This is a genomic window from Arthrobacter sp. H14 (genome assembly GCF_000520495.1).
In the GTDB taxonomy this organism is placed as follows: Bacteria; Actinomycetota; Actinomycetes; order Actinomycetales; family Micrococcaceae; genus Arthrobacter_C.
The window spans coordinates 51,077-55,939 of sequence record NZ_KI914648.1 but is presented as its reverse complement, the minus strand read 5'-3'; the positions used below and the strand labels follow the sequence as shown (position 1 = coordinate 55,939).

Genomic DNA, 4,863 nt, shown 5'->3' with positions numbered 1-4,863 from the left:
GGAGCAGGTGCCGCTGCCGGAGGTGGTGCCGCTGCCGGCGGCTCCGCTTCAGCTGAACAGCAGGGTTCGACGGCGGGACACCGTTTCATCTTGAACGTCACCGAAGAGACCTTCGGCCAAATCGTGCAGATCTCCTCGCAGGTACCCGTGGTGGTGGAACTTGGTTCGGCCCGCACCGACCCCAGCGGGCAGCTCTCGGCCGTCCTCGAAAAACTCGCCATCGAGTACAACGGACGCATCCTGCTGGCCAGGGTGGACGCGGACGCGAGCCCGCAGATGGCGCAGGCATTCCAGGTCCAGAGCGTCCCTGCCGTGGTCGCGGTCCTCAAGGGCCAGCCGGTTCCGCTCTTCGAAGGTGCCCAGCCCGAACAGCAGGTCCGCAGCTTCCTGGAGGAATTGCTCAAGGTGGCCGAGGCCAACGGTGTGACCGGCAGCCTGGAGGACGAGGGCGGCCCGGCAGCCGAATCGAATGAGCCTGCGCCGCTGCCGCCGCTGCACCAGGAAGCCTACGACGCCATCGAGGCCGGCGACTATGACGCTGCCGGCGCCGCCTACCGGAAGGCCCTGGCCGAGCAGCCTGCCGATGCGGAGGCCAAGGCCGGCCTGGCACAGGTCGGGCTCATGCAGCGTGTGCAGGACATGGACGGGCCCAAGGTCCGCCAGGAAGCCGCCGACGCCCCTGATTCCGTGCAGGCACAGCTGGCCGTGGCGGATCTCGACGTGGTCGGCGGGCATGTGGAGGACGCCTTCTCCCGGCTGGTGAAGCTCGTTGCGCGCACCGCCGGCGATGACCGCGAGACCGTGCGGGCCCGCCTCGTGGAACTGTTCGACATCGTTGGAATGTCCGACCCGCGGGTCAGCAAGGCCCGCTCCGCCCTGGCCCGCGCGCTGTTCTAAGCCCGCTGTACTGGCGAGGAATCATTCGCCGCCCGGGGCTGTTGGACGCCAGTATGACTAATTCCGCGTTGTTCACGCCGCTGTCCCTGCGTTCGATGGAGCTCAGCCACCGCGGCTGGGTGGCACCGATGTGCCAGTACTCAGCCGAGCCAGCAACAGCTCCCGGCGTCCCCACCGACTGGCACCTGATGCATCTGGGATCGTTCGCCGTCGGCGGTGCTGCCCTGATCCTGACCGAGGCGACGGCGGTGAACCACCAGGGGATGATCAGTCCGCGCGATACCGGGTTGTACAACGATGAGCAGGTAACAGGCTGGCGCAGGATCACGGATTTCGTCCATGCCAACGGCTCTGCGGGCGCCAAAATCGGAGTACAGCTCGCGCATGCCGGCCGGAAGGCTTCCACCTACTGGCCGTTTTCAACCAAATCGGGCAGTGTCCCGGAGGACGACGGCGGCTGGGCCACCGTTGGACCGACGACGCAGGCATTCGGTGAGCTCGCCGCCCCGGGGGCGATGACCGCCGGGGACATCGACCGGGTGGTGCAGGATTTCGCAGCGTCCGCCTCCCGGGCACTGGAAGCCGGATTCGATGCCATCGAGATCCACGCCGCACATGGCTACCTGCTGCACCAGTTCCTCTCCCCGCTGGTCAATACCCGCACCGACGACTGGGGCGGCGGCGAAGCCGGCCGGATGAAGCTGCTCCTGGACGTCATTGACGCCGTCAGGTCGCGGGTTCCCGGCGACTTCCCGGTGCTGCTGCGGATTTCGGCCTCGGATTGGAGCAATGGCGGCCTCGATGCGGACAGTTCCGTCCGCTTGGCCAAGCTGGTCAGCGAGCATGGGATTGACCTGATCGACGTGTCCAGCGGCGGCGCCGTTCCGGATGCGAAAATCCCGGTTGCCCCTGGCTACCAGACTGCCTTTGCCGAGCAGATCAGGCGCGAAGCGGACGTGCCTGTTGGCGCCGTCGGACTGATCGCCTCGGCCGTGCAGGCCGAACACGTGGTGGTCTCCGGCCAGGCAGAGGGCGTCTTTATCGCCAGGGCCGCGCTCCGTGATCCGCACTGGTGGCAGCGGGCCGCCTTCGAACTGGGACAGCAGGTTCCGTGGGCCCCGCAGTACGAGCGGGCCGCCCCGCGGGCATCGTTCTAGCACCGGTTCCCGAACTTAGTCCTCAAGGATGAGTTCCCGCGCGGCACCGTGTTGCTAGCGTTAGGCCATGACTACAGAGTCTGCTGCACTGTCCGTCCGGTCACTGGCCAAGCGCTTCGGCGGCAAGGTCGCCGTCAACGGCATTAATCTCGACGTCCCCTCCGGTTCCTTCTACGGCCTGGTCGGTCCCAACGGAGCCGGGAAAACGACGTCGTTATCCATGGCTACCGGACTGCTGCGCCCTGATTACGGACAAGTGTGGGTGCACGGGGTCGACGTGTGGGAGCGGCCGCTGGAGGCCAAGCGGCTGATGGGGATCCTGCCCGACGGCGTCCGCCTCTTCGACCGGCTCAGCGGCGAGCAGTTGGTCACCTATGCCGGCCTGCTCCGCGGAATGGACCGGGAGACCGTCGCCGCGCGCGTGGCCGACCTGCTGCGCGCGCTCGATTTGGCTGCCGATGCGGGGACGTTGGTCGTCGACTACTCCGCCGGCATGACCAAGAAAATCGCGCTGGCCTCTGCACTGATCCATGCCCCGCGCCTGTTGGTGTTGGACGAACCATTTGAATCCGTGGACCCGATCTCTGCGGCGAACATCCGCGACATTCTGCACAGCTATGTCGACTCCGGCGGCACGGTGATCGTCTCCAGCCATGTGATGGACCTGGTCCAACGGATGTGTGACCACGTCGCCGTGATTGCGGGCGGAAATGTGCTGGCGGCCGGAACCGTCGATGAAGTGCGCGGAAATTCGAGTCTGGAGGACCGCTTCGTGGAGCTGGTGGGCGGCCGGAACCATACGGAGGGGCTCGAGTGGTTGCGGACCTCGTAAGGCTCAAGCTGGCGCTGCTGGCCAACTCGCTGCGGCGGAGTAAATGGCAGCTGGTCGGCGTGATCATCGGCGGCCTGTACGGACTCAGCCTGCTCACCGGCGTCGTGGCGGGCCTGGTGGCCTTGAGTTTTGTCGAGCCGGAACTGACGCGCACCGTCGTCGTGCTGGCGGGTTCGGCGGTTGTCCTCGGCTGGATGCTGATACCGCTGGTGGCCGGCGGCGTCGACATGACCCTGGACCCGGCCCGGTTCGTCACCTTCTCCATTCCGCTGCATAAACTCCTGGCCGGCTTGATGCTCGCGTCACTGGTCGGTGTTCCCGGCGTCGTCACGCTGATTGCGGCACTGGCGACGACGGCGTCGTGGTGGAAGTATCCGCTCCCGCTCGTGGCGGCGCCCGTCTGTGCCCTGCTGGCGGTCTTCACCTGCATCGTGCTCTCGAGGCTGGTGACGTCGGCGACGGCGACGCTTGCCTCGTCCCGGCGGTTCAAGGACGTCAGCGGTATCGTCGCGTTCATTCCACTGGTGCTGCTTGGGCCCATTATCGGCTCCGTGGCCACCGGTATTGAGAATGCGCAGGCCTTCTTGCCGGCGCTGGCCGAAACGATGTCGTGGACGCCGCTGGGCGCAGCCTGGTCGGTGCCGGCGGACCTGGCACTCGGTTCATACGGGGCCGCCGGCGGAAAGTTCCTGATCGCCGCCGGCACGCTGGCGGGGTTGGTCTGGATCTGGAAAATCAGTCTGGCAAGGGCACTCGTCACCCCCGTGCATAGCGCCGTGGCGCGCAAAAGCGCTGGCAACCTCGGATTCTTCGCCCGATTTCCGGGCACCCCAACCGGGGCGATTGCCGCCCGTTCGCTGACCTACTGGGTGCGGGATCCGCGCTACGGTGCCTCGCTGATCATGGTGCCGGTCCTGCCGGTGCTGCTGATCTTCGTCGGCAGCCAGAGCGGCAATTTCGGACTGCTCAGTTTCCTCGGTCCGTTCGCCGCGGTCCTGCTCGTCTGGTCCATTTCCGCCGATGTCTCATATGACAACACGGCCTTCTGGCTGCACGTATCATCCGGGGTGAGCGGCATCGCCGACCGTACCGGCCGGGTGCTGGCCTGCGGGATGTTTGCGCTGCCGGTGTCCCTGCTGTTCGTCGTGCTGCCGCTGTGGCTCAATAATTCCTGGAACCTGCTGCCCGCCATGCTGGGGCTGACCCTTGGCGTGCTGCTGACGGGCCTCGGTCTGTCGAGCGTGGTCTCGGCCCGCTACACGTACAACGTTCCGGCGCCGGGGGACAGCCCCTTCAAGACCCCGCCGGGTTCGGGGGTGCGCACCATCCTGGTCCAGTTCGGCGGCTGGCTCACGCTGGCGGTTTTGATAGCACCGGAACTCGTGTTGGCGCTGATCGCCATCACCACCGGCGCCATGTTGTTTGGCTGGTTGGCGCTCGCGGCCGGACTGGTGCTGGGGCCGGTGTTCCTCGTGCTCGGGATCCGGATCGGCGGGCGGTGGTACGACCGGCGGGCTCCGGAACTGCTCCTGGCGGTCAGCCACAATAAGTAGGCGGTGGGGGATATGTTGAGAGTAAGCAACCGTCCCGGAGAAAGGTGTAGCTGATGGAAATTGTGATCCTCCCCGACAGCAGCACCATCGGAGCGGTTGCCGCCGACGCCGTCGAGGCCCTGTTGCGGCGCAAGCCGGATGCAGTGCTGGGGCTGGCCACAGGGTCATCCCCGCTGCCGGTCTATGACGAGCTGGCCAGGCGCCATACGGAGCAGGGGCTGGACCTGTCCCGGGCGAGCGGCTTCGCGCTGGATGAGTATGTCGGCCTGGAAGCGGGGCACCCGCAGTCCTACCGCGAGGTGATCCGCAGGGAGTTTACCAACCGGGTGGATATAGATCCGGCACGTGTACACGGCCCGGACGGGGCGGCCGCTGATCCCGCCGGCGCCTGCAGCGCATATGAGGCAGCCATAGCCGCGGCGGG

The 4,863-nt window shown here is 66.7% G+C and carries 5 protein-coding genes; all 5 read left to right on the top strand.

Features of this window, described 5'->3' with window-relative positions:
• Positions 1–897, top strand: an 897-nt coding sequence (locus Y707_RS24935) for a tetratricopeptide repeat protein (RefSeq protein ID WP_051441854.1), incomplete at its 5' end; no start/stop codon positions are given.
• Positions 898–950: 53 nt separating this feature from the next.
• Entirely contained in the window at positions 951–2,054 is a 1,104-nt protein-coding gene (locus Y707_RS0109960; protein ID WP_026534976.1) for an NADH:flavin oxidoreductase/NADH oxidase, read from the top strand.
• Positions 2,055–2,121: 67 nt separating this feature from the next.
• Positions 2,122–2,886: an ABC transporter ATP-binding protein gene (locus Y707_RS0109955; RefSeq protein WP_026534975.1), complete on the top strand. Its 765-nt coding sequence runs from the start codon at positions 2,122–2,124 to the stop codon at positions 2,884–2,886.
• Positions 2,868–4,439 (top strand): hypothetical protein, encoded by a 1,572-nt coding sequence (locus Y707_RS0109950; RefSeq protein WP_026534974.1) that lies wholly within the window; start codon positions 2,868–2,870, stop codon positions 4,437–4,439. Before Y707_RS0109955 ends, Y707_RS0109950 begins: the two co-directional genes overlap by 19 nt.
• 53 nt (positions 4,440–4,492) lie before the next feature.
• A partial coding sequence (locus Y707_RS29735) for a 6-phosphogluconolactonase (RefSeq protein WP_035781090.1) occupies positions 4,493–4,863 on the top strand: 371 nt, incomplete at its 3' end.